Source organism: Gemmatimonas sp., from assembly GCF_021298855.1.
Taxonomy (GTDB): domain Bacteria; phylum Gemmatimonadota; class Gemmatimonadetes; order Gemmatimonadales; family Gemmatimonadaceae; genus Gemmatimonas.
Genome location: NZ_JAJTHI010000026.1, coordinates 1 through 23,979, shown reverse-complemented (window position 1 = coordinate 23,979; position 23,979 = coordinate 1). Strand labels below are relative to the sequence as shown.

15 protein-coding genes are annotated in these 23,979 nt (G+C 68.9%); 11 read left to right on the top strand and 4 right to left on the bottom strand.

All coding sequences use genetic code 11. From position 1 onward, the window contains the following. The first annotated feature begins 77 nt into the window (after window positions 1–77). Window positions 78–578: a paraquat-inducible protein A gene (locus LW840_RS09715; protein WP_291267191.1), complete on the top strand. Its 501-nt coding sequence runs from the start codon at window positions 78–80 to the stop codon at window positions 576–578. A 30-nt stretch (window positions 579–608) separates the two neighbouring features. Here LW840_RS09715 and LW840_RS09710 read toward each other — a convergent pair whose 3' ends face one another. After that, on the bottom strand, window positions 609–1,160 hold the full coding sequence (locus LW840_RS09710; protein WP_291260483.1) for a hypothetical protein: 552 nt from the start codon (window positions 1,158–1,160) through the stop codon (window positions 609–611). A gap of 57 nt (window positions 1,161–1,217) precedes the next feature. On the opposite strand from LW840_RS09710, the gene LW840_RS09705 reads away from it, so the two are divergent. The 6 genes from LW840_RS09705 to LW840_RS09680 all read left to right on the top strand — a co-directional run bounded on the left by LW840_RS09705 (window position 1,218) and on the right by LW840_RS09680 (window position 9,861). Beyond that, entirely contained in the window at window positions 1,218–2,348 is a 1,131-nt protein-coding gene (locus tag LW840_RS09705; protein WP_291276898.1) for a DNA alkylation repair protein, read from the top strand. 92 nt (window positions 2,349–2,440) lie between these two features. Beyond that, complete coding sequence (locus LW840_RS09700) at window positions 2,441–2,929, top strand: glutathione peroxidase (RefSeq protein WP_291267194.1); 489 nt, start codon at window positions 2,441–2,443, stop codon at window positions 2,927–2,929. A gap of 93 nt (window positions 2,930–3,022) precedes the next feature. Beyond that, a complete protein-coding gene (locus LW840_RS09695) occupies window positions 3,023–3,622 on the top strand; it encodes a sigma-70 family RNA polymerase sigma factor (protein WP_291267195.1) in 600 nt (199 codons plus the stop codon). Further along, entirely contained in the window at window positions 3,619–4,677 is a 1,059-nt protein-coding gene (locus LW840_RS09690; RefSeq protein WP_291276897.1) for a FecR family protein, read from the top strand. Before LW840_RS09695 ends, LW840_RS09690 begins: the two co-directional genes overlap by 4 nt. Before the next feature lie 77 nt (window positions 4,678–4,754). Next, on the top strand, window positions 4,755–7,469 hold the full coding sequence (locus LW840_RS09685; RefSeq protein ID WP_291276896.1) for a carboxypeptidase-like regulatory domain-containing protein: 2,715 nt from the start codon (window positions 4,755–4,757) through the stop codon (window positions 7,467–7,469). 79 nt (window positions 7,470–7,548) lie between these two features. Continuing rightward, on the top strand, window positions 7,549–9,861 hold the full coding sequence (locus tag LW840_RS09680; RefSeq protein WP_291268819.1) for a TonB-dependent receptor: 2,313 nt from the start codon (window positions 7,549–7,551) through the stop codon (window positions 9,859–9,861). A 71-nt stretch (window positions 9,862–9,932) separates the two neighbouring features. Here the strand turns inward: LW840_RS09680 and LW840_RS09675 are convergent, their stop codons facing one another. Continuing rightward, the gene (locus tag LW840_RS09675; RefSeq protein WP_291276895.1) at window positions 9,933–11,174 is read right to left on the bottom strand and encodes a RagB/SusD family nutrient uptake outer membrane protein; all 1,242 of its coding nucleotides are present in this window, start codon (window positions 11,172–11,174) and stop codon (window positions 9,933–9,935) included. Window positions 11,175–11,191: 17 nt separating this feature from the next. Continuing rightward, the gene (locus LW840_RS09670; RefSeq protein ID WP_291261512.1) at window positions 11,192–14,056 is read right to left on the bottom strand and encodes a TonB-dependent receptor; all 2,865 of its coding nucleotides are present in this window, start codon (window positions 14,054–14,056) and stop codon (window positions 11,192–11,194) included. Window positions 14,057–14,382: 326 nt separating this feature from the next. Here LW840_RS09670 and LW840_RS09665 point away from each other — a divergent pair, with 326 nt between their 5' ends. The 3 genes from LW840_RS09665 to LW840_RS09655 all read left to right on the top strand — a co-directional run bounded on the left by LW840_RS09665 (window position 14,383) and on the right by LW840_RS09655 (window position 21,574). Beyond that, on the top strand, window positions 14,383–17,784 hold the full coding sequence (locus tag LW840_RS09665) for an amidohydrolase family protein (protein WP_291276894.1): 3,402 nt from the start codon (window positions 14,383–14,385) through the stop codon (window positions 17,782–17,784). Between the two features lie 71 nt (window positions 17,785–17,855). Beyond that, window positions 17,856–20,234 (top strand): YfhO family protein, encoded by a 2,379-nt coding sequence (locus LW840_RS09660; protein ID WP_291267201.1) that lies wholly within the window; start codon window positions 17,856–17,858, stop codon window positions 20,232–20,234. A 38-nt stretch (window positions 20,235–20,272) separates the two neighbouring features. Beyond that, a complete protein-coding gene (locus LW840_RS09655) occupies window positions 20,273–21,574 on the top strand; it encodes an amino acid permease (protein ID WP_291276893.1) in 1,302 nt (433 codons plus the stop codon). Between the two features lie 389 nt (window positions 21,575–21,963). Here the strand turns inward: LW840_RS09655 and LW840_RS09650 are convergent, their stop codons facing one another. Then, window positions 21,964–23,163, bottom strand: coding sequence for an amidase (locus LW840_RS09650; protein ID WP_291266802.1), 1,200 nt, complete (start codon window positions 23,161–23,163; stop codon window positions 21,964–21,966). Between the two features lie 68 nt (window positions 23,164–23,231). Here LW840_RS09650 and LW840_RS09645 point away from each other — a divergent pair, with 68 nt between their 5' ends. Then, a complete protein-coding gene (locus LW840_RS09645) occupies window positions 23,232–23,672 on the top strand; it encodes a hypothetical protein (protein ID WP_291276892.1) in 441 nt (146 codons plus the stop codon). Window positions 23,673–23,979 lie beyond the last annotated feature (307 nt).

Genomic DNA, 23,979 nt, shown 5'->3' with positions numbered 1-23,979 from the left:
CCCCGCAAGGTACGGCCGTCCGGGGCGTTCGTCACGCGCGGGTGTTCAAGCCGCGGCCGGTGCGCTAGCCTTGTGCCATGTCCAAACGGAACCTGCTTGCCGTGGCGCTGTCGCTGCTGTCGCTGGCCCTGCTGTGGCCCGGACTGGTGGAACCGGTGCTCACGATTCGCGCCACCATCGAGCTGTTCGGCACGGAGCGGGAGCTCACCAACGAAACGCGCAGCGTGCTCGGCGCCATTCGCAGCCTGCACGAATCGGGCAACGACTTCGTCGCGGGACTCATTCTGCTCTTCAGCGTCCTCGTCCCGCTCACGAAGGCCGCCCTGCTGGTACCCATCTTCGCGTGGCGGTCCACCCCGTCCGCGTACCGCCTTTCCCGCGTGGTGCAGGCGATCAGCAAGTGGTCCATGGCCGACGTGTTCGCCGTGGGCATGCTCATCGCCCTGCTGGTGGCCAAGGGGACCGCCAATCTGTCGGCGGTCGCGGGGCCCGGGTTCTACTTCTTCACGGCGTACTGCCTGGTCTCCAACGCGGCCTTTCAGGCGCTCAAGATCGACGAGCCGGTCAGCACCCGCTGACGAGGGCCCCCGGGGCTGGTGGCCTGTGCCCTATGGCTGCGGCTCGAGGCGACCCTTGGACTTGCCTGAGGCTGGCGGGGTGGCGGCGGGTTTCGCCGGAAGCGCGCCCGGCGCGATGCGGAACTTCGCCACTGGCTGCCCATCGAGGTTGACGAACCCCTCGATGGACCCGTTGGCGGCAATGGTGCCGCTGTGCTCGAGCAGCTTCCCCTCACCCGCCGTGACCCGGAAGCGCAGCGTGGCTCCCTGGCGCACCACGTTGCTGATCGCGCCGGTGCCTTGGCCAGGCACCATGGCCGTGCCGGTAATGGCGGGGGCGGTGCCGGTGAACTGGTAGGTCACGGGAACGACAATCGTGCTGTCGCCGAGTTGGACCGTGGCGGTCCCCGCATAGCTGCCGCTCACGCCCTCCGCCGGCTTGGTGGCGGACCCCCTGGCGCCGCTGCCACCGGTGCCGGTTCGCGCACCGGCGGGGGCCGCTGCCCGTGCCCCTTGTGCCTGCAGGTGGACCAGTGGCAGGGCGCTGCCGGGAGCGGCCGCGAGCAGGGCGGCCGCTGCGAGGACGGGGAACGAGTGGCGCATGCGCGGGGTGGGTGCGAGGCAACGAGGTGGAACCGAGCGCGATAAACTACACCACCCATGGCTGAACCGTTCAAGACCTTCATCAATCCGGAGGTCGTGACCCGTGCCGCCGGTCACCTGGCACGGCATGACCCTGGCTTCGACGGCGACGCGTTCTGCGCGGCCGTGGTGCCGCACCTGGCGGCGCTCGAGCTCAAGGCCCGCGCCATGTGCGTGGCGGACGCGCTCGAGCGGCATCTCGCCGCCGACTTCGAGGACGCGGCGGCGCATCTCGAACGGGCGTTGCGGCCGCTCAACGCGCCTCCCGGGACCGGGGGGCTGGATGGGTGGTTCCTGTGGGGCGCCGGGGAGTTCGTGGCCCGGCGGGGCATGGCCCAGCCGGTGCGAGCGCTCTCCTGCCTGCGGGAAATGACGCAGCGGTTCACGGCCGAATTCGCCATTCGCCCCCTGATCGCACAGCACCCCGCCCTCGTCTTCGACACCCTGCGGCAGTGGGTGCACGACGACAGTGAGCACGTGCGCCGGCTGGTCAGCGAAGGAACGCGGCCACGGCTGCCGTGGGGGCTGCAGCTGCGCGGGCTGATCGCCGACCCGTCTCCCTCGTTGCCGCTGCTTGCGGCGCTGCAGGACGACACCAGCGCGTACGTGCGTCGCAGCGTCGCGAATCATCTCAATGACATCGCGAAGGATCATCCGGTGGTGGTGGCCGCGTGGCTCGAACGACATCTCCCCGACGCGTCCCCCCACCGGCGTGCCCTGTTGCGCCACGCGAGTCGGACGCTGGTGAAGCAGGGGTATCCGCCGGTGCTCACGCTGTGGGGACGAGCCGAGCCTCTGCACGGAACCGCCACGCTCGCGCTTGCGCCGTCCCATATCGCGCTCGGCGACGACGTGGCGCTCACGATCACGTTGCGGTCGCAGGCCGGGGAGCCGCAGGCGCTGACCGTGGACTACGTTGTGCACCATGTAAAGGCCAACGGACAGACGTCGGCCAAGGTGTTCAAGGGATGGGAGACCCGGCTGGACGCGGGGCAGTCACTCACGCTGCGCAAACGCCACCCGGTGCGGCCGATCACGACGCGTCGGTACCACGCGGGGGAGCACCGTGTGGTCGTGCAGGTCAATGGCAAGGCCGTGGCCGAGAGCGCGTTTCACCTGACGGTCGGGTCGCCGGCCGCCCCGGGGTGAGCCGCACGCCAGTGCCGCCGCACGCCGAGGGTCGCCAGATTCCCGCTCGTCCTGTGTTCGCTCCCTGACCCGTCTGCCCGTTCCGGTTCGCCATGCCCCAGCTCTCCGACTTCTCGCTCGTGTCGCTCGACGGCGCCCCACTGCCCCTCAGCGCCTACCAGGATCGCGTGGTGTTGGTGGTGAATGTGGCCAGCATGTGCGGCTTCACGCCGCAGTATGCCGGACTGGAGCAGCTCTGGCGCAGCTACAAGGCGCGCGGCCTCACGGTCATTGGGTGCCCGTGCGACCAGTTCGGGCATCAGGAACCGGGCACCGAGGCGGAGATTGGCGCCTTCTGCAGCAGCCGCTACGACGTGACGTTCCCCATGTCGGCCAAGCTCGAGGTGAATGGCGACGGGGCCGACCCGCTCTGGCGATGGATGCGCGAAGCGGAGCCTGGGGTGCTGGGGACCACCGCGGTGAAATGGAACTTCACCAAGTTCCTGATCGGTCGAGACGGGCAGGTGATTGCCCGGTATGCGCCCACGACCACACCGGAGTCGATCGCCAAGGACATCGAGACCGCACTGGGCGGTCGCTGACGCGGCTGCGGAAGGGGCCGTAGAAAGACCGAAGAGGGGAACCGCCCCGGTTGTATGGTCATTCAATCGATGTCGCGGGTTTCCTCTTCGTCCATGTCTTCCTTTCCCCCAGACGTACTGCCTGCTCAGGCCGCCGCCATTCGCGCCGGCGATGAGGACGCGTTCCGCCAGCTCTTCGATGCGCTGCACGGGCCGCTCCTCGGCTTCGCGTCCTCGTTCATCAAGGACGATGCGGTCGCGCAGGATGTGGTTCAGGAGGCGTTCGTTCGCCTCTGGGATCGCCGGCAGCGTCTCGACGAGGAGATTCCCCTTCGGGCCTGGCTCTTCCGTACCGTGCGAAACCTCGCGCTCAACATCCGTCGCGACGACACCACCCGTGCGCGGTTGCTCGACGACCCCGCTGCGGCTGACAGTGCCGCCGCTCCCCGCGCCGCGACGCTCCCCGATGCCGCCACCGAGGGCGCGGAGTTGCAGGACCGCGTCGCGGTGTTGGTAACCGAACTCCCCAACCGACAGCGCGAGGCGTTGCTGCTCTCGCGCGTGGAAGGGCTCTCACATGCCGAGGTGGCGGCGGCGATGGGGTGTGCCCCGCGAACGGTGAACAATCACCTGGTGGCCGCGCTCTCCACCCTGCGGCGGCGTCTCGCCGAAGTGGGTACGTTGGTCGCCTCGCTCTCGGTGTGGCTGCCGTGAGCCGGCCCCATGATGCGGGCGCGGAGGCGCCCATGAACCCCGAGCTCTCGAGCATGCTGGAGGCGCGCCCCGATGCGCGCGAGCTGCACGCCGTGTACCGCGCGGTGCCGGTCACGCGGGCCCCGCTGTCGGCGGCGCAGCACGAGGCGGCATGGAAGCGCCTGCAGAATCGCCTGCAGGACCCGGCGCGGGCACCGTACGTCGACGACGCGCGCGCACCGCTCGAATTGGTGCGCGACGACCGGGCCGACGGTCGCGTGCCGGAGGCGCGGCATCCGGAGGCCACGTCGGTGCCACCGACCGGTGTGCGCCCCACCGCCTCACCTCGAGGCCGGTGGGGGCGCTGGGCTGCTGCGGCGGCCGTCGTGGGAATGCTGGTCGGCGGTGGGGGGTGGGCCACCGGGAGCGTCACCCATCAGGTGCCCGCCGGGGGGGCGCCGCGCGCCGTGACGCTGGCGGAAGGAAGCACGGTGTGGATGGCGGCGGGGAGTGAACTGTCCGTTCCCCGTCGGCTGGGATGGCCCGCCGTGCTGGCCACCTCGACGCGTGACGTGCGGCTGACCGGCGAGGCGTTCTTCATCGTGCAACGTGACGGACGCCGCTTCACCGTGCACACGGCCGACGCGCAGGTGCAGGTGCTGGGGACGCAGTTCGCGGTTCGTCGTGAGGCGGCGGGGGGCGTCACGCGCGTCGACGTGAGCGAGGGGCGGGTGGCGGTGGTCGCTGGCGCGCAGCGCGCGGAACTCGGTGCCGGGGAAGGCGTCACTGTGGGTGCGCGCACGTGGCTTCGCCGCAGCGTGACTCCCACGCGCGTGGCCACGTGGCGGACCGGCGGGCTGGCCGCGTTCGACGAGCCGCTCGGCGACGTGCTGGTCGAGCTGGGCCGCCGATATGGTGTGCGCATCGAGCATGACGCCAACGTCGACGTGGCGACGACGGTTTCGCTGGTCTACGCCAGTGCGCCGTCGGTGGATGTGGTGCTCGGTGATCTGTGCACTGCCGAGGGCCTCGTGTTCGAGCGCACGAGTCGCGGGTACCGCATTACCCGCCCGTGAACGGAACGCGGTCGGCGCTCGAGGTCACCGGACGTGTGCGGACGCGCCGGAGCGCGTCCGCGTGTGCCGTTGCGGCCGTGGCCGGTGCCCTCCTGTGGGGCGGGCAAGCGCCGGCACTGCAGGCACAGGACACACGCCCCGGCGCCTCCGCCCCGCGCCCACCGTCCCGCATCTCTCTGGCCCTCATCGACGTCCCGCTCGTCGAGGCGCTCGAAACACTGTCGCGTCAGGCGCAGCTGAACCTCGTGTGGCAGGCGGGTACGCTGGGTCCACGGGGGATGAGGCGCATTTCCTGTCGCCTGGAGGGCGTGCTTCCCGAAGACGCCCTCGTCTGCGTGACGCGAGCCGCCGGTCTCGACTTTGTGCGGTTGTCGTCGGGCACCTACGTCGTGATTGCCGGCGCCGAGCAACCGGCGTCGTGGGGTGCCTTTGCCGGTCGTGTGTTGGATGCCGCGTCGGGTGAGCCTCTGCCGCAGGCCCGCGTGCAGCTGGCCGAGGTCCCTGATGCCGTGCTGTCCGCCGACGATGGTGGCTTCAGTTTCGCGCGGCTGCGCCCCGGCACGTACGAACTGCAGGTTCGTGCCGTGGGCTATCGCCCGCATCGTGAAACGTTCGAACTGCCGCCCAACGGGTCGCGACTCGTGCGGTTGCCGCTCGTGCGTACCGAAACCGTTGCGCGTCCCATCATCGTGAACGGGCTGCGCGCCGGCGCCCTCAGCGCCACGCTGGGGTCGACCGTGGTTGCCGACAGTGTGGCGCGTCGGACGCTCATGGGGCCGTCGCTGTTCCTTCCTGGGGCGCCGGTTCCCCTGGGGCTTTCGCGTCGCGATGGCACGGCGGATCTGCACCTGCAGGGGGGGGACATCGGCGAGCATCCGTGGCGGCTCGATGGCATTCCCCTCTACGATCTCACCGCCCTCTCCGGGCTGCTCGGCCTCGTTCCGCCCGTCGCCATCGACGAACTCGCCGTTCGGCGCAGCGGATATCGCGCCAGTGAGGGAAGCTTCGCCACCGGGGTCATCGACCTCAAACACGCCGTGGGTGGCGAGTCGGCGGGCGGTGCAGACGTGCACGTGGACCCCATTGCTGCATCGGGACGCTGGTCACTGCCGGTGACCGTGGGGGGCGCGCGTGGCACCGTGATGGTGGCGGGGCGCACGGGACTCTGGCAATGGACCGCTCCGCCGGCGCTGACGCGCGCGCTGCGCCATTGGAGCGTGCCCGATCCCGTGCTGCTGGCGCGCCTCAGTGACTTCGGGGCGCAACCCGGCATGGCGGGGCTCGACGGGGCCGCGTTCAGCAGCAGCGTTGGTGACGAACGCGTCCGGCTGCACGATGTGCACACCGCCGGGCGCCTGCAGTTCGGTGTGGCGCACACGCTCTCGGCCTCGGCCTTCCTCAATGAGCATGGCGTCTCGTATCTGGGAGCCGCCGACGATGGGGCGGGGCGCACGTTGCGCACGGCCGATCGCTACGACAAGCGCACCATGGGAGGACAGCTCTCGCATCAGTGGTTGCTGGGGACACGGGTACGGCAGTCGCTGCAGCTGCGGGCATCGCAGTACGAGCTGGGGCACGGGGGCAGCATGGGCATGAATGCCGCGCCACTCGCGGGGACCACCGCCACCGAGAGCAATGCGCTCACCGAGCTTGCGGCCTCGGGAGAGTGGCGCGTGCGTGGCGGGGCGCGTACCGATCTCACGTTCGGGGCGGAGGTCGTGCACGATCGCGCGCATCTCGACCTGTCCAATCGTGTGCTGCGGCCGCTCGCCTACAAGACGGTGGTCACCCGTGGTACCCTCGTGGCCGATGTGACCCGTCAGCTCTCCGCCACGCACTTCCTGGACGCGGGGATGCGCATCACGCAGCTGCAGACGGGGCGGACGTACGCGGAACCGCGACTGGCGTTGCGCGGTGAACAACGGTGGGATGCGCGCACCTTCACCTGGCGCGTCGCGGGTGGCGGCTATCATCAATTCGTCAATCAGTTCGATGTGGCGAGCACCATGCCGGTGGCCTTCGTGCCGAGTGTGCGCTTCTGGCTGCCCAGCGATGGCAACGCCCCCGTGGCGCAGGCGTGGCATCTGGCCGGCGAGGGCGCCTACTCGCCGGCTCCCGGTTGGGAGCTGCGCGGTGAGTTGTACGCGCGGTGGCATCCCACGCTTCCCATGTTCGACTACGGGGTGATGTACGGCCCCGGGCTCACGCCCAACGTGCTGACTGATGCGGCGCAGTTCATCCGGCCCATGAGCGGGCAGGCGTTCGGTGGTGGGGTGCGCCTGCTGCGTGAGGCCTCGTGGCGCGGCAAGGCCATGCGCACCGAACTGGCGTATGATGGGGGCTCGAGTGTCCGGCGTTATCCGTCCCGCTTCGACGACCGCCTGCAGCCCACCCCGTGGCTGGAGCCGCATCGTGTGCTGCTGGCCAGTGAAGTGCGCCCCGCGCGCGGGCTCGTCATGGCGGTCCGTACGCGCGGCGTATGGGGCCGGCCATGGGCGTTGCGTCAGGTGTACTACGACCTGTTCGGGGCGGCACCCATGACGTCGCAGCTTCCCGTGTCCATGCCGGGGGTCATGCGCCGCCCGGCCTTGATTGACGTGGACCTGGGGCTCACCTGGCAGCGTGACGTGGGAACCACGCGCATGGAGCTCGGCGCCAGCATGCTGAACGTGATCGGCCGCAGCAACGTGCTCGACTACGGACTGCGGCGCGGTGCCGACGGCACGTACACCATGGTGCCCCGCTTCCTTCCCATGCGCCAGCCGGCGCTGACGGTGCGGTTGTTGTATTGACCTGCTGGTGGAAACGATGCCGGGGCGCGGCGGGTTGGTCCGACACCGCTGGTCCTGTCTTCGATTCCATCCCGCTCCAATGAAGCGTGCACTGCTGCTGTGTTTGCTCCTGCGTCCGGCCCTGCTTTCGGCGCAGGTCGCCCCGGCTACCGCCGGGTCAACCGGCGTCGTCACCGGGCGCATCGTGACCGCCACGACGGAGGCACCCATCGCCGGGGCCACCATCCGTGTGGTGGGGCAGGAGGCAGGCGCGCAAAGTGAGGCCGATGGACGGTTCACCGTGCGCGGCGTGCGCGTGGGAATCGTTACGCTCGAGGTGCGGCGCCTTGGCTTCGCGCCGGTACGGCGCGGCGACATTGCGGTCTCTCCCGCCAAGCCGGCCGAGGTGACCATTGTCCTGCAGCCGGTGGACGTCCAGCTCGATGTCGTCACCGTGCGTCCGGAGGCCTTTCCGGCGCGCATGCCCGCAAGCACGCCGGTCTCCACGCAGCGCTATGATGCGGAGGAGGTCCGGCGTCAGCCCGGCGCACAGGAAGATGTGCTGCGCGCCATATCCATCGCGCCCGGTGTGGGGGTCACCAGCGCCGCCCGCAACGACATCGTGGTGCGAGGTGGTGCGCCGTTCGAGAACCTGTTCGTGGTGGACAACATCGAAGTGCCCAACATCAATCACTTCGGTTCGCAGGGCTCCACAGGCGGTCCCATTTCGCTCATCAACATCCGGTTCGTGGAGAGCGCATCGCTCTCGGCCGGCGGCTTTGGGGCCCGCCTGGGCGATCGCACCTCGTCGGCCACCACGCTGACATTGCGTGAAGGCAATCGCGAGCGCGTGGCCGGCGAAGTGAACGTGGCGGCAACGCAGGTGGGCGCCGTGCTCGAGGGGCCACTCGGTCGCAATGGGTCGTTTCTGGCCAACGTCCGCCAGAGCTATCTCGACCTGCTCTTCAAGGCGATCGGCCTCAGCTTCATTCCCAGCTACACCGACGCCACCATGAAGGCCACGTGGCGCCCCAATCGGCGCGATGCCTTCAGCGTCCTGGCCATCGGGGCGCGCGGAACGATTTCCTTCGACAACAGCACGGACTCGGCGCGGGTGAACAACGCGCAGGTGCTCGCGCCAACGCAGGATCAGTACTTCAGCGGCCTCACCTGGAAACGGTTGCTGGGTCGCGGGGTGGCCACCACCACACTGGGGCGCACGTATACGCGCTACGTCACGGCCCAGCGCGACAGTCTGCTGGCGCCCATTTTCGAGAGTCGCTCCACCGAAGGGGAGAACTCGCTGCGTACCGACGTGACGCTGGTGGCCGGGCGCGGCGTGGAGATAGAAACGGGCACGATCTTCAAGTACGCCAGCACGCTGCGCTACGACGCCACGCTCGCCGGGTTCACGCGTCGCGATCAGGCCGGTGCACCGCAGCCACTGTCGGTCGATACGTCGTTCACCGCGTGGCGCAACGGGAGCTACCTGCAGGCCACGTGGCAGAGCACGCCCACGGTGCGCCTGTCGGCCGGCGTGCGAGGCGACTGGTATGGCTTCCTCGACAACGCGGTGCGCCTCGCGCCGAGACTGAGCCTCAGCTACCAGGCCAATGCGGTGACCACGCTGTCGCTTTCCGGCGGGCGTTACTGGCAGGCGCCCAGCTACATCTGGCTCGTGGGGGATCCCGGAAACGCCACGCGCCTGCGCCCGTTTCGCGCCGACCAGCTCATTGCAGGCATTTCCCGACTGGTAGGCCGTGACCTCAAGGTGCAGTTCGAGGTGTACGGCAAGCGGTACGGCGACTACCCGGTGCGTCGATTCCGTCCGCAGGCGGTGCTGAGTCCCAGTGGCTTCGACGATGCCACCACGGATATCCCCTTCGGACTCGAACCGCTGGCCAGCAGCGGTACCGGTACGGCGTACGGCGCGGAGCTGTTCCTGCAGAAGAAGCTGGGGGCGTCGCCGTTCTACGGGCAGCTGAGCGCGAGCCTCAACCGCACACGCTTCACCGGCCTCGATGGCACGGCCACGCGTGGCGCCTTCGATACGCCGGTGCTGGCCAACGGCGTGCTGGGCTGGCGCCCCAACGCCAAATGGGAAGTGGCCACGCGTCTGCGTGGATCGAGTGGCTTGCCCTTCACGCCCTTCGTGGCGCAGGGCAGCCTGGCCGGCACGCTCGACTTCGCGCAGTACAACGCGTTGCGCGTCCCCTTCTTCTTTGCGGCCGACGTGCGCGTCGATCGGCGCTTCCTCGTGGGCAACCGTCAGTTCATTGCCTTCCTCGACCTGCAGAACGTGACCAACCGGGTCAACACCACGGCGCCGCAGTGGAACCCCCGTCTGCGTCGCGCCGAGCCCAACGAAAGCATCGGGTTGCTGCCATCCATTGGCCTGAACTTCGAATTCTGAGGGTGCCGGGATGCAAGAACGGCCGCCGGCAGGTAGCTGCCGGCGGCCGTCTCGTTTCCTGAAGCGGTAGGTTACCGCAGGTTGGGATTGGTCTCGAGTTCGGAGAGCGGAATGGGGAAGCAGAGGTTGCGTCCCGTCATGTTCTCCTGGTCGCCCGGCCGGTTGAGCGCTGCCCAGCGGCGGAAATCGCCAAGGCGACGCCCTTCGAGCCACAGTTCGATACCGCGCTCGCGCTTGAGCGCCGTCCACGCTTCGGTCGCGTTGGCCGCCGTCCACGGGGCGAGGTTGAGTGCCGTACGACGCAGGTTGAGCCGGGCCATGGCGCCCGGGATGTCGTTCGCCACGAGCAGCGCCTCGGCCTCAATGAGGCGCATTTCCCAGCCGCTCGACAGGTTCATGGGCGATTCGCGCACCGGGTACTTGGTCTGGAAGAACCAGCGCACCTGTCCGCCAAGACTGGTCACGGCCGCGTCGCCGAAGCGGATGGTGAGGCTCGAGTCGAACGGAACGCGCGGGTCACGCGTGGTGCGGCGGTAGTTGTCGTAGAACGTGCCCCAGACCGTGTGGGCGCGGTACGGCTGGTTGGCCGATGCCCAGTTGATGCGATTGTACTGGTCCACAGTATTCACGAAGTACGGCATGCGGTACACGAACGCGTTGTTCGTGATGAGGCCCGCATCGGCCGAGGCACCGCTGAGGTTGCCACGCAGCAGTCGCACTGATGCCCGACCGGCCGTGGCCACGTCGCGCAGTGTGGCATTGTTGGCCGCCGTTGCCACGGCGATGGCCTCGGTGAAGGCGGCTTCGGCCCGCTCGAGGTATACCGTGTAGCTCTGGCGCGGTCCGCCGTCGATGACGCAGTCGCAGAAGTTCTCGCCGAGGTGGCGGTTGGAATAGCCAGCCCAGATCAGGGCCTGGGCCAACGTGGCGTTGTTGTTCGCTGCGGCACCGAGCACCTCCTTGATGCGCCGCACTCCCGACTCCGCCGTCCAGCGGGCGCGCTGCGCCTGATTCCACCAGTCGCCGCCGTCATCCGGCGACAGCACGCCGAGCTGCTGGCGCACGGTGATGCCGAAGGCGCCGGTGGATCCGGCGGGGAGGACTTCCCGCGTCACGGCGGCCCCCGTGTACGCCGTCCAATTGAGTCCTTCGCCCAGGTCGCGTCCGGCGCCGTTCACGATGGCCGTGAGGGCGGCCGGATCGTTGAGGAAGGCGGCCTGCACGGGCCCGGGATTGGTGACCTGCAAGTCGCATCCGGCCGCAAGCGCCAGCGCCGCGACGGGAGCCATGCGCACGAAGGCGCGAAGTGTCATCGTCATGGTCAGGGGCCTCAGAACGAGATGCGCAGGGAGGTCAGGAACAGCGCGGGCGCCGGAATGTGCTCGGAGATGTAGCGCACGCCCACGTTGAATCCGTCGTTGCCCGACATTTCGGGGTCGAACAGCGGCATGCCGAAATTGGTGCGGAACACGTTCTGCGCGGAGAAGACGAGCGAGCTGCTGGCCGTGTGCGGAATCAGCTTGCCCAGGGGCACCGTGACGGTGATGTCGCGAATCTTGAAGAAGTCCGCCGGGAAGATGAACATGTCCTGGCGCGCATTGCGCGGAATGCAGGTGAGCGTCTCACGCGGCGTGAGCGGCTGACTTGCCGCGATGGCCGCGTAGGCCCGCGTGCACGTCGGCCACAGCACCGACCGCGACAGCGCCTGGAACGAGGCGTCTTCGTTGATGAACGCGCCGCCCTGATACTCGCCGCGGGTCGAGATGTTGATGCCCTTCCAGGTGGTGATGTTGAGCGATGGCGAAAGAATGAGCGTCGGCTGCGCCGGGCCGAAGGTGTGGTTGAACACCGTGTCGATGGGGGCGCCGATCACGTCCTCATTCTTGATGAGCCGGCCGCGCAGCACCGGCGCCGGCTGTCCTTCAATGACCCAGCCGAAGTTGCCCACGCTGAACGACGGTGCGCCCCCGAGGCTCAGCACCTTGCTCTGGTTGGTGCTGACGTTGAGGCCGGCCTTGATGTCCAGGTTGGTCTTCTCGAGGAGCGTGGCGTTGATGGCCGCTTCGATGCCGCTCTTCTCGATCTTGCCGGCGTTGCCGAGCGAACTGGCCAGGAAGCCGTTCGAGGGCACGTTGCGCACGAAGAAGAGCGCGTCGTCGGTCACGGCGCGGAACCAGGTGAAGTCCACACTCAGGCGGCCGCCGAAGATCTGGTTGTCGAACCCGATTTCGGTTTCGGTGGTGCGCTCGGGGCCGAGGTTGGGGTCACCGAGGTTGAGCGGCCGCACGGCAGGAGCGGTGCCCCAGCCCACGGGGTTCCAGGTCTGCACGGCCGCGAAGGCGGTGGGGGCGCGGCCCGCCTGGCCATACGCCGCGCGCAACTTGAGCGTGCCGAACTTGTCCGACCAGAACCCTTCGTCGGAAACGACCCACGAGGCGCTGGCCTTGGGGTACGTCTGGAAGCCGAAGTCTTCACCGAAGGCGCTGTTGCCGTCCACGCGCGCGCCCACCGTGACGAAGTACTTGTCCTTGATGCCGAAGAGCGCCTGGGTGAACGCGCCGCCGGTGATGTTCTTGAGGCGGTTTTCATCGGCGTTGCGCAGCGACCCCGAGGCCACCGTGGGGTTGGTGGGTGCCGGGTAGTTTTCCGAATACGCCACCACGTCGCTCACGAGCGAGTTGATGTACTGGGTCCCGGCGGAGAAGGTGGCCTTCATGCCGTCGCCGAACTGCATCTCGTAGTTGTTGGCCCAGTCGAGGCTGATGATCTTGTTCTGCCACACCTGGTTCTGGATGATGCCGAGCGCCGCGCCGGGAAAGCCGTAGGGGCGCACGTTGCGATTTTCGAGTGCGGAGCGGTCGAAGCCCACCACGAGGCGGCTGGAGAAGCGCTCGATGGGCGTCCAGGTGGCCGTGGTGCCCAACAGCAGGCGATCGATGTTGCTGTTCAGCTGCTGCCCGTACACGAGCTTGATCGTGTCGGGATTGGCGTTGCCGAAGTAGTTGCGCTCCTGCCGGAAGGCGTTGAGCGTGATGCCCTGCGCGTTGTTGCCGGCCGGCGTCTGCGTGATGAGCGAGTTGTTGTACGCCGTGTTCCAGCTGAACTGCATGTTCTTGAACGGGCTGAAGTCGACGTTGGCGCGCACCTGATACTTGCGCTCGTTGTCGAGCTGCAGCACGCCGTCGCTGTTGTCGGCGCCGAAGGAGAACAGGTACTTCACGTTGTTCTGGGTGCCGCCGGCCACCTGGGCCTGCATCCCCAACCGGCCGCCGTCGCGCACGAAGGCGTCCATGTTGAGCAGCGGCACCGAGTCGGTACCGAACTGCTGCAGCCGCTGGAAACCCGAGTTGATCTGGGCGTTCCACTTGGGCGCGCCCTGCGACCCGCGCTTGGTGAAGATCTGGATCACGCCGGCCGCGGCGTCGGTGCCGAAGAGCGTCGTGGCTGCCGCCCCCTTCACGACTTCGATGCGCTCGATGTCGTCGGGATTGATGTCGTTGAGCGGGCTGCCGTAGGCGTTCGCGCCGCGCTGCGTGGCGCCCTGGAAGATGCCGTTGCGCGGGTACTCGTCGGAGCGGGTACGCACGCCGTCCACGTAGATGAGCGGCTGGTTGCTGAGCGCCAGCGACGTGGCGCCACGCAGGCGGATGGCGCTGCCACTGCCCGCGTTGCCCGTGCCACCGGAGATCTGCACGCCGGCCACGCGCCCGGCGAGCAGGTTGGACACGTTGGTGGGGACTTCGGGGAGATCCTTGGTGGACACCTGACCAATGGAGTTGCCCACTTCACGCTTGCGCGCCGAGCCGGCGGTGCCGGTCACGACGACCTGGTCGAGCGAGACCGGCGAGGTCTTGAGGACGAAGTCGGCGGTGGCCGTCTGCCCCGCCGCCACCGCGACGGCCTTCTCCGTCGGCTCGTAGCCGATCATGCGGACGCGCACCGTCACCGTGCCGGTGGTGACGCGCGTAATGGTGTAGCTGCCGTCGGCGCCGGTCTGTCCGCCGTTCTGCGTGCCGGCGATGAACACCTGCGCGTTCGGGACCGCGCTGCCGGCAGCATTGGTGACCCGGCCGCGAACGGTCCCGGTGGCCCCCTGGGCCTCTACCACCGCCCCGGTACCCCAGGGGGTACCGAGCAGGCCGGCAACGACGGCGCACGTCGTCAGGGCCCGACTCCACACACGTGAACAGAGCATCCGCACCTCTCCTGAAGTCTTCGTACTGCTGCACGAACCCGCCCGAACCGGGCGGGGGGGAACTCGGGGGTGACCGGGTCGCGGCAACGTCGCCGTGGTCGATCGGGCCGAACGGTTCGTCCGTTCCAAGAAGGCGCCTTCATCCCTTGCGAGGGACAGGACGAATACATGAGGGACGATAGTCCCGATAGTGCACCCAAGTGGCGCACATGGGCAAGCGTTCGTACCAAATGCCGGACCGTGCCTTGCCGCCCCCGGCACCGGGGGGCAGAATCTGCGGCAGTCGGTTCGCGACCGACCGGCCCTCACTCGATCCCGGAGTCTTCGTGCGCCTGCGCCCCCTTCCGCTGTGCGTCGCCCTGCTGGCCGCGCTGCCCCTTGGCGCCCAGGCGCCCGCTGACTCCCCTCGCGGCGCCGCGGCGCGTCCCCTGCCGCTGGAGGCCACGCGACGCTTCCCGCTGGACACGCGCGACGGCACCTGGCTGTCGATCGACGTGAGTCCCGACGGGCAATCGCTCGTCTTCGACATGCTGGGCGACCTGTACCTGCTGCCCATGGCCGGCGGCGATGCCGTGCGCCTCACCAGCGGGCTCGCCTTCGACGCGCAGCCGCGGTTCAGTCCCGATGGCAAGACGGTCGTGTTCATCTCCGACCGGCAGGGCGCGGACAACGTGCACACGCTCGACCTGGCCACGCGCGAGGTGAAGGAGGTCACGCGCGGGCGGAGCAATGTGTACCTCTCACCCGAGTACTCCCCCGACGGCAAGTACATCGTGGCGAGCAAGGGCGGATTCCGTGGCGGCCTCCCCACCCTGTGGATGTATCACGTACAAGGCGGGAACGGTGTGGCGCTTTACACCCCGCCGGCGAACGCGGCGCCCGGCGCCGCAGTCCAGCAGGCAGGGGCGGCCTTCACCGCCGACGGGCGCTTCGTGTACTACACGCAGCGCACCGGTGCCTGGAACTACAACGCGCAGTTCCCGCAGTACCAGATCTGGTCGTACGACCGCGAGAGCGGCGAGCGCGAGCCGCTGTCATCGCGCTACGGGTCGGCGGTACGCCCCACGCTGAGCCCCGATGGCAAGTGGCTCGTGTACGGCTCGCGCTACGAGAACAAGACCGGGCTGCGCCTCCGCGACCTGGCCACTGGCGACGAACGGTGGCTGGCGTACCCCACGCAGCGCGACGAGATGGAATCGCGGGCGCCCATGGACGCGCTCCCCGGCATGAGCTTCACGCCGGACTCGAAGGAACTGGTGGCCAGCTACGGCAATCGCCTCTGGCGGGTGGCGGTGGACGGCAGTGGGCAGCGCGAGATTCCGTTCCGCGCGCAGGCGCAGGTGGAAGTGGGTCCTGAACTGGCGTTCACGTATCCCATCGCCGACAGCGCCACGTTCACGGCGCGGCAGATTCGCGACGGGGTGCCCAGCCCCGATGGGACGCAGTTCGCCTTCGTGGCCATGGATCGCCTGTACGTCATGGACTGGCCGGGAGGCACACCGCGCCGCGTGAGCACGCTCGAGGTGATCGAGGCCGAACCGGCCTGGTCTCCCGACGGCAAGTCGCTCGCCTTCGTGACCTGGACGGAGCAGGGGGGACGCCTCTACAAGGCGACGCTCGCGCCCGGCCGCACCACGCGGCTCGTACCCTTGAGCGCCGGCCTGGCCACGCTGCGCCAGCCGGTGTTTGCTCCGGGCGGATCACGTGTCGTGGCGCTGCGCACCCCGGCGCAGGGGCGCCGCGACCAGACGGGTGTGACCGGTACTTCGGAACTCGTCTGGTATGCCGCCTCGCCGGCCGCGACCGACGGCGCAGCGCCCACGGTCATTGCCCGCGCCGCCGGCCGCAGCAAGCCGCACTTCACCACCGACAGCACGCGCATCTATCTCTCCTCGAGCAATGGCCTGGTGTCGCTGCGCTGGGATGGCACCGACGAGCAGCGCCACCTGCGCGTGGTGGGAGCCGGCGGCACCGGCGCGGCCGACGATGACCACGGCCACACCGAGCTCACCCTGTCCGAACTGGAACTGCTGCGCGGTGAGGAGCCGGGGCTGCAGGGGCCACCGGCGCAGCTCGTGCTCGCGGCGCCATCGGGAGATCTCGCGCTCGCGCAGATCGGTGGTGACTTCTACACGGTGGTCGTCCCGCCGCGCGGCACCCAGGCCACGGTGAATGTGGCGGAACCGGCGAGCGCCACCTTTCCGGTGCGCAAGCTCACCGATATCGGCGGCCAGTTTCCCGCCTGGTCGGCCGACGGCAAGCGCGTACACTGGTCCATTGGCAATGCGCACGTGGTGTACGATCTCGACGCGGCCGTGGCGCGCGACGCCGCGATCGCCGCCGCCCGCCGCGACAGCACGATGGCCGAAAGCGCGCGTCCGACGGCGTACACGCCCGCGGAAACACGGGTGCGTGTGGCCGCCACGCGCGACCTGCCATCGGGCACGGTGGTGCTGCGCAACGCGAAGATCGTCACGATGCGTGGTGACGAGGTGATTGCGCGCGGCGATCTGGTGGTGCGCAACAACCGCATCGCCGCCGTGGGCGCGTCAGGCGCCGTGACGGTGCCGGCCGGCGCGACCGAAATGGACCTGAGCGGCGCCACGGTCATCCCGGGCTTCGTGGATACGCACGCGCACCTGCGCGCCGAGCGTGGCACGATTCACGAAACGCAGCCGTGGGCATATCTCGCCAACCTCGCGTACGGGGTGACCACCACGCGCGACCCGCAAACGGCCACCACCGATGTGCTCACCTATCAGGACATGGTTGACGCCGGCCGCATTCTCGGGCCGCGCATCTACAGCACGGGCCCCGGCGTCTTCAGCACGGACAACATCCGTGACCAGGAGCATGCGCGCAGCATGATGAAGCGCTACAGCCAGTACTACGACACGAAGACCATCAAGATGTACGTGGCGGGCGTGCGGCAGGTGCGGCAGTGGATCATCACCGCCGCGCGCGAGCAGCAGCTCACGCCCACGACCGAAGGGTCGCTCGACGTGAAGCTCAATCTCAGCGAAACGCTCGACGGGTATCCCGGCCTCGAGCATTCCATGGGAATCACGCCGTTGGGCGGTGACGTGACCAGCTTCATGGCCTGGGCGAAGCGCGCCTACACCCCCACGCTGCTGGTGAACTACGGAGGGCCGTGGGCAGAGAACTGGTTCTACACCAAGGAGAATCCGTGGGCCGATCCCAAGCTGCAGCGATTCACCGCCTATGAGGAGCTGGCGCTGAAAACACGGCGGCGCATGGCGAGCATGCCCAACGGCGGCACCGCAGGGGGCTGGTTCCGCGACGAGGAGTACATCTTCCCCGAACTCGCCACCGACGCCACGAAGATTCTGCGCGCCGGTGGACGTGTGGGCATTGGCAGTCACGGCCAGCTGCAGGGCCTTGGCTACCATTGGGAGCTGTGGGCCATGGCCAGCGGGGGCATGACCAATCTCGAGGCGCTGCGTGTGGCCACCCTCGTGGGCGCCACGGCACTCGGGCTGCAGACCGACCTTGGCTCCATCGAGACGGGCAAACTCGCCGACCTCATCGTGCTCGACCGCGATCCGCTCGCCGACCTGCGCAACACCAACAGCATTCGCTACGTGGTAAAGAACGGCCGGGTCTACGACGGAAACACCCTGTCCGAGCTGCATCCGACCAAGCGCAACGGGCCGGAGGTGCCAAACCGACCGATCGCGCCGAGCACCAGGGCCGGTACGGGCAAGTAACCGCGGGGAACCGGGGGGAAGCGGCTCGGTGCCCCATCCCCGCCTCCCCGCCAGCCCGGTAGATTGCCCCCATGCCTGTCCCTCCCACGTCCGCTTCCTCCGCGAGCCACGCCACCAGCGCCCCGGCCACCACCACGGCGCATCTGGGCGCCCTGGCCGTGTGCCTTGCCGCCGCGCTGCTCCTGCTGTGGCCCCTGCTGACCGGCCAGATCATGTTCGGCGGCGGCCGCTCCGACATGTTCATTGCCGGCTACTCGTTCCGGCTGTTCGGCGCCGAGTGGTTCAAGGAGACGGGCAGCATTCCCCAGTGGAACCCGTATCTGTTCGGTGGCCTGCCGTACATCGGTGCCATGCACGGCGACATCTTCTACCCGTCGGCGTGGCTGCGCTGGATCATGCCGGTGGACCTGGCCATCACCTACGCCATGGCCCTGCACTTCGTGCTGGCGGGGTGGTTCATGTATCGCCTGGGGCGCTCGCTCGGCCTCGGGTGGGGCGCCGCGGTCGTGGCCGGCGTGGCCTACGAGCTTACCGGAATCGTGGCGTCGCAGATGAGCCCCGGGCACGACGGCAAGCTGTTCGTCTCGGCGCTCACGCCACTCAGCTTCTGGGTGCTGCTGGCGGCCATTCGCCACCAGAAGCCATGGGCGTTCGGTGTCTTCGCGATCACCGTGGCACTCATCATTCTCGGCCATTATCACATGGCCTACTTCCTGTTGCTGGCGCTCGGGTTGTGGGCCCTGTACCTCGTGTTCTGGGATCCGCAGCGCCCGGCGGAGGTGAAGCCGCTCCCCACGCTGGCGCTCGCCGCCGGCGCGGTGGCCCTCGGATTGGGGATCACGGCATTGCAGGTCATGCCCTTCTTCGCCTACATCCCGTTCTCGCCGCGCGCCGACGGCGCCACCGATCTCGGCTGGGAGTTTGCCACCAGCTACGCGCTCCCGCCCGGCGAGGTGTTTACGCTGCTGCTGCCGCAGTTCAACGGCGTGCTCGACCACTACTGGGGCACCAATCCGATCAAGTTCCACACCGAGTACATGGGGGCGTTGCCGCTGGTGCTCGCGGCGTTCGCCTTCGGTGACAAGTCGCGCCGCACCATGGCGTTCACGCTCGCCGGGTTTGCGCTCTTCTTCCTGCTGCTCTCGTTCGCCGGGCACACGCCGTTCTATCGCCCGTTCTACGAGTTCATGCCGCTGCTCAAGAAGATTCGCGCCATGGGCATGGTGTTCTACCTGCCCGCGTTCTTCCTCTGTGTGCTGGCGGGCATCGGCGCCGAGCGCGTGTTTGCGCGCACGGTGCCCATGAAGACGGTGCTCGGGGTGGGTGGCGCGGTCGTGCTCTTCGCGCTGCTGGGCGCGGTGGGGGCGCTGCAGGGGCTCGCCGAGTCCATGGCCATCAACGAGCGCTACGAGGCGGTCGTGGGCAATGCGCCGTATCTGCAGAGTGGTGCCGTACGGCTGCTGCTCTTTGCTGCGGCCGGCCTCGCCGTGCTGGTGCTCACGGTGAGTGGCAAGCTGGCGCGCCCTGTGGCCACCGGGTTGCTGGCGGCCGTGGTGGCCTTCGACCTGTGGAGCGTGAATCGCGAGTTCTACACCTTCTCGCCGCGTGCCACGGCGCTGTTTGCCGATGACGCCATCACGACGCGGTTGAAGGAGGTCAAGCCGCCGTATCGCGTGCTCGACGCGGCCAATGCGTACGGGTGGTCGTTGCTCATGGCGTACAAGGTACCCACGGCGCTTGGCTATCACGGCTTCGAGCTCCAGCGCTACCGGGAGCTCGGTGGCAAGGACAACGGGTGGCAGAATCTCTTCTCGCCCAACCTGCTCGACCTGCTGGCCATTCGCTATCTCATTCTGCCCGATAGCCAGCCCGTGCCCGGCTTCCGGCAGGTCGTGCCGAAGATGACCACGACCTTCGGCACGCCGGCGGTGCTCTACGAGCGTGATTCGCTGCCGGCGTACGCGCGGGTCATCCCCGCGTCGGCCAAGCTGGCCAAGGAACAGGCGGCGGCCACCATTGTGGATGCGCGCTTCCCCGTGAATCGCGTGGCCATCTTCGACGACAGCGCCACCGTGCAGTCACCGGCCGCTGCGCAGCCATTTGCCGAACCCAAGGCCACAGCCACGGTGACGAGTTGGCAGCCCGGCGCCATGGAGATCCAGGTGACCGGAGCGGAAGGCGCACCGTCGCACCTGGTGGTGAGCGAGAACTGGTACAAGGACTGGACGGCCGAAGTGGATGGCAAGCCGGGTGTGGTGCGCCGGGCCGATCTCTCGCTGCTGTCGGTCGATCTGCCGCCTGGGGCAAAATCGGTACGCCTTACCTTTGCCTCGCCGGAATACGCCACCGGCAAGCTCGTGAGTCTGGCGTCGCTCGCGCTGGCGGTGGCGTTGTCGCTGGTGCCGCTGGCCATGGGGCGCCGTCGTGCGGCTCCCGAGGGCGCGGCGTAATTGCCGTCGCGTGACCACGTTGGCCTGAGCGGCGCGGCGTGAGCGATTCACACCCTCGTCATTTCGGGTTCGCCGGTGCCACCTCGGTGCTGGTGGCCAACATGGTGGGGACCGGCGTCTTCACCTCCCTCGGTTTTCAGGCGCTCGACCTGCACACCGGGGGCGCGCTGCTCAGCCTGTGGATCGTGGGCGGGGTGGTGGCGCTGTGCGGCGCCATTGCCTACGCGGAGCTGGGGGCGCTGTTTCCCCGCTCGGGTGGCGAGTACGTGTATCTCGGTCAGGCGTGGCACCCGCTGGCGGGATTCCTGGGCGGGTGGGTCAGCATGACGGTGGGTTTCGCGGCGCCCATTGCCCTCTCGAGCCTGGCCTTTGGCCGCTACCTGTCGGCGATCATGCCGGTCGACCCGCGCCTCGCGTCGCTGGGCATGCTCGCGGTCGTGGTGGCGGTCCACCTGGCGGGGCTGCACACGGCCAAGCGCTTCCAGATCGGCATTACCGCCACGCAGCTGTGCCTGGTGGCGGCGTTCGTGGTGGCGGGGCTCACCTTCGCCCGTCCGGTGCCGCTCGACATGGGGCTGACGGGCGGCGCCGCCGTGCGTGAGGTGCTGTCGGCCCCGTATGCGGTGAGCCTCGTGTACGTGTCGTTCGCCTTCACCGGCTGGAACGCGGCCGGGTACATTGCCGGCGAAATCGTGGACCCGGAGCGTACCATTCCGCGCGCGGTGGTGGCGAGCACGCTGCTGGTCACGGTGCTGTACCTGCTGCTCAACTTCGCCTTTCTGCGCACGGTGCCGCTGGCGGAGGTGGCGGGCAAGGTGGAAGTGGGGGCGCTGTCGGCGCGGGCCATGTTCGGCACGTGGGGCGGTCAGGCGATGAGCGGGATCATTGCAGCGGTGCTGCTGGCGTCGATCAGTTCAATGGTCATTGGCAGTTCGCGCGTCACGCAGGCGGTGGCGGAATCGCTCCCACAGTGGCGGGTGCTGGGCGCGCGCGGCGCCGACGGCGTGCCGCGCAACGCCATTCTGGCGCAGGGAGGGCTCATTCTGCTGCTGCTGCTGACCAACTCCTTCGAGGCGGTCATGCTGTACGCGGGCTTCACCCTCAATCTCATGTCGCTGCTCACGGTGCTGGGGATGATGCGCCTGCGGCGCACGGCGGCGGGACAGCCGCGCCCCTACCACGCCTGGGGGTACCCGATCACGCCGCTGGTGTACGTGGCGCTGAGCCTGTGGACGCTGGGGACGCTGCTCGTGCAGCGACCGGCGGCGTCGCTGGCGGGGCTGGGGACGGTCGTGGTCGGGGTGGGGATATGGATGGCGGGGAGCCGACGGACGGGATGAGGGACGGCGTCATGGGTAACAGCGTCATGGGGGACGGCGTCATGGGGGACGGCGTCATGGGGGACGGCGTCATGGGGGACGGCGTCATGGGTAACGGCGTTATGGGGGACGGCGTCATGGGGACGGCGTCATGGGGACGGCGTCATGGGTGACGGCGTCATGGGGGACGGCGTCATGGGGATACGGCGTCATGGGGGCAACTTGGCGGTTACGAGTTTGCAACCTGGGCGCCATGCGCAAACGCGCGGCATCCCCTAGACTTGCTGTGCGTATCGGCGGCCACTGGCAGTGCGGCGATGAAGCCCCTGCCGGCGGACGCGAACCGGGCCTGTCACCGGTCCGATTGTTGGGATTGAATGTGTGCGATCGTATTGCGTGGCAGCGAGAGGCTACGGCGTGTGGTGCGCGCCGTGGATGAGGCGCGCACACGCGAGTAACGCCTCGTCCTTCCCGGGCGCTGCCAACAGCGACAGCCCCACCGGCAATCCGTCCACCTGCGCGAGCGGCAGCGACAGCTGCGGCAGTCCACCGAGTCCAGCCGGGCAGAGCAGGGCCAGCATGCGCTCGCGCACCGCCACCGTTTCCTTGGGCGGCAGGCCACGCTGGGGCGCCACGTCGGGGGCGGTGGGCATGAGCAATACGGTGTCGCCGGTGAGCAGCGACGCCAGATGCTCGCGAATGGCGAGGCGCTTCGCGGCCATCGCCGCCGCTTCGCGCCGGTCGACGTGCGATACCGCCTCGAAGCGCGACGCGACTTGCGGACCGAAGGCCGGGCGCGTCGCCTGCACCCATGCGGCATGCGTCTGCCAGATGTCGGCGTACTGCAGCACACGAAACACCTCGAACCACGCCGCCAACCCTTCCGGTGCCAGGACCACCGGCTGGGCGGTGCCAAAGAGCGCCTCCACGTGCGCCACGGCCGGCGCCAGCGCCGCCGCCGCCGCGGGGGTGGCCTGCGCAAAGGCATCAGTGGCCACGAGCAGGCGCACACCAGGCAACGGCCCGGGCACCGAGGTGCCGAGCAGGACGTGCCCCACGCGCGCCAGTACATCGGCATCGCGCGCGAACCAGCCGCACGTGTCGAAGATGGGCGCCAGTGGACAGGCCCCCTGCAGGGTGATGCGGCCATGCGTTGGCCGGATGCCATAAATACCGCAGAAGCTCGCCGGCGCGCGCACCGACCCGCCGGTATCGCTCCCAATGGCGAAGTCCACCAGGCCGCCTGCCACCGCCGACGCGGAGCCGCTCGACGATCCCCCCGGCACCCGATCGGGGGCCGCCGGATTGACCGGCGTGCCGTAATGGGCATTCTCGCCCGTGAGGCTGAAAGCCATCTCCTCGGTGTGCGTCTTGCCCACCAGGCGCGCGCCGGCGGCGAGCAGCGCCGACAGCACCGGCGCGTGTGCGTCAGCCGCCGGGTGGGTGCGCAGCCAGTCCGGGCTGCCGAAGCCGGTGCGATGACCGGCCACGTCGAAGAGGTCCTTCAGGCCGAAGGTGAGCCCGTCCAGTGGACCCGACGCCGTGGGTGGCAGTTCGACGTGCGTGTGACGACAGAAGGCGTTGAGCGAGTCGCGGTCGAGGATGGACATGGCGCAAGTATGCGCCACGAGCCTGTCACCGGGCCAGTCTTTCGCGAAGGCGTGGCTATCTTCCCGGCATGGCCGAGAACGCCCGCACGCGCATCACTCCCGAGTCGCACCATATCGAGCAGCAACGGGCCACGGCGCACGCGCGCGCCTGGGCGGGGCAGGTGCGCATTACCGGCGACCTCGGCACGGTCACGGTGCCCGGGGTCTGGCATCTCGAACTGCCGCAGGAGGCAAGGCCGCTCCGCGACCCACGGAGCGGTGCACTCACGCTACCGGCAACGGCGGATCTGCCGGCGTGGCGTGAACATCTCCTGCGGCTGGTCACGCTCAGCGTCCCCGGCATGCAGTTGCGTGTGCACGCTGGATCCACAGGAGGGTGGCACTCCCTCGAACTCGCCGCGCCCACCGTGCCGCTCTCGGTGGTGCACATCGATCGTGACGGACTCCGCTCGTTGCTCGGGCCCATGGCGCAACTCGAGATGTCCGTCAGCCTCACATCCGCGGACTGAAGCGGTCAGGGTCGATGTCAACGTCGGTGTGGGGGGCGGCAACACGCCCCCACGGAGCACACTGAGGCGGTCGAAGGCACCGAGCGCTGGCGCGCATCGGACACGGACCGCATGTGCTGTTCTCCGTGCCCTCACGGCCCTCCGTGCGCTCGGTGTGCACGCTGGTCGCGACCCGAACCTCGACCGCGCCGCAGACCCCGACGCAGACCCCGACCCAGACCCAGACCCCGACGCAGACCCCGACCCAGACCCCGCCGCCGACCCCGACGCCGACCCCTACCCAGCCCCCGACGCCACCCCCAACCCC

What these genes read in the sequence shown, in the direction of transcription:
- LW840_RS09715 (WP_291267191.1), top strand. Translation starts at nt 78, where the DNA reads ATGTCCAAACGGAACCTGCTTGCCGTGGCGCTGTCGCTGCTGTCGCTG.
- LW840_RS09710 (WP_291260483.1), bottom strand. Translation starts at nt 1,160, where the DNA reads ATGCGCCACTCGTTCCCCGTCCTCGCAGCGGCCGCCCTGCTCGCGGCC.
- LW840_RS09705 (WP_291276898.1), top strand. Translation starts at nt 1,218, where the DNA reads ATGGCTGAACCGTTCAAGACCTTCATCAATCCGGAGGTCGTGACCCGT.
- LW840_RS09700 (WP_291267194.1), top strand. Translation starts at nt 2,441, where the DNA reads ATGCCCCAGCTCTCCGACTTCTCGCTCGTGTCGCTCGACGGCGCCCCA.
- LW840_RS09695 (WP_291267195.1), top strand. Translation starts at nt 3,023, where the DNA reads ATGTCTTCCTTTCCCCCAGACGTACTGCCTGCTCAGGCCGCCGCCATT.
- LW840_RS09680 (WP_291268819.1), top strand. Translation starts at nt 7,549, where the DNA reads ATGAAGCGTGCACTGCTGCTGTGTTTGCTCCTGCGTCCGGCCCTGCTT.
- LW840_RS09675 (WP_291276895.1), bottom strand. Translation starts at nt 11,174, where the DNA reads ATGACACTTCGCGCCTTCGTGCGCATGGCTCCCGTCGCGGCGCTGGCG.
- LW840_RS09670 (WP_291261512.1), bottom strand. Translation starts at nt 14,056, where the DNA reads ATGCTCTGTTCACGTGTGTGGAGTCGGGCCCTGACGACGTGCGCCGTC.
- LW840_RS09660 (WP_291267201.1), top strand. Translation starts at nt 17,856, where the DNA reads ATGCCTGTCCCTCCCACGTCCGCTTCCTCCGCGAGCCACGCCACCAGC.
- LW840_RS09650 (WP_291266802.1), bottom strand. Translation starts at nt 23,163, where the DNA reads ATGTCCATCCTCGACCGCGACTCGCTCAACGCCTTCTGTCGTCACACG.
- LW840_RS09645 (WP_291276892.1), top strand. Translation starts at nt 23,232, where the DNA reads ATGGCCGAGAACGCCCGCACGCGCATCACTCCCGAGTCGCACCATATC.